The sequence below is a fragment of the Mycobacterium sp. NGS16 genome (genome assembly GCF_059813225.1).
Map to the genome: position 1 here is coordinate 1 of NZ_JCALEE010000023.1, position 974 is coordinate 974.

The window sequence follows — 974 nt, forward strand, 5'->3', positions numbered from 1 at the left end:
TGTGTGATGAGTCGCGTCATCGGTGACACCTGAGTCGCGTCATCGGTTACAGATTGCCCCGGCTTTTGCCGGGGTTTTTCTGTTTGTTGGGCCAGTAGTTGTGGTCGGGGTCGATGTGGTGGCTGGCGAGTTGGTGGTGGCCGGTTTTGCTGATGACGGTGACGGTGGTGGCGGCGATCAGGATGAGCACGGGGGTGCCGGCGTGGGCGCGTCCGATGCCGAGGTGGTGTAGGCGGCTGGCGTGGCGCAGGGTGAGTTTGCCGAATTGGTCGACGGTGTCGGTGCGTAGCCGGATGGCGGCGTGGGGTTGTGCGGTGGGGGTGGCTTTGGGTCGGGCGAGGTAGGCCTGTTGCGGGGTGATGTGGCCGGGATGGGCGCGGTGGGCGCGTTGGGTGTTGTAGACGGTGCGGAAGTCATCGAGGAGGTCTTGGAGCTCGGCGACGGTTTTTGGGTGGGGTCGTGCGCTTAGCCAGCGTTTGAGGGTTTGGTGGAAGCGTTCGATTTTGCCTTGGGTTTGGGGGTGGCCGGGGTGGCCGTTTTTCTGAGTGATGCCCAGGGCGGCTAGTAGGCGTTCGAAGTCGTTGTGTCCGCCGGTGAATCGTGAGGTGTAGACCGAGCCGTTGTCGGTCAATGTGGTGGCCGGTAGCCCGAATTCGTCGGTGGTGGTGGTGAAGGTGGCGACGACGTCGGGTCCGCTGACGCGGTGGTGGGCGGTGCACGACAGTAGGTAGCGGGAGTGGTCGTCGAGCCAGTTGAGGATTTCGGTGTCGGTGCCGTCGGCCAGGGTCCAATGGGTGAAGTCGGATTGCCAGCATTCGCCTGCGCTGTTCGGCGGCGAAGCGGTGATAGGAGCTGCGGGGGCGTTTGCGTGGTTGTGGGGTGATCAGGCCGTGGTGATGCAGGATGCGCCGGATTGTGGAGGTAGAAGGGATCGGTAGCCCTTGCCGGGCGAGGTGGGCCTGCAGGGTCACCGG

1 protein-coding gene is annotated in these 974 nt (G+C 64.3%); it reads right to left on the minus strand.

Annotation, left to right across the window (positions count from 1 at the left end):
• Nucleotides 1–46: 46 nt before the first annotated feature.
• Nucleotides 47–847: an integrase core domain-containing protein gene (locus AC5Y4Q_RS21620; RefSeq protein WP_499960165.1), complete on the minus strand. Its 801-nt coding sequence runs from the start codon at nt 845–847 to the stop codon at nt 47–49.
• Nucleotides 848–974: the final 127 nt, after the last annotated feature.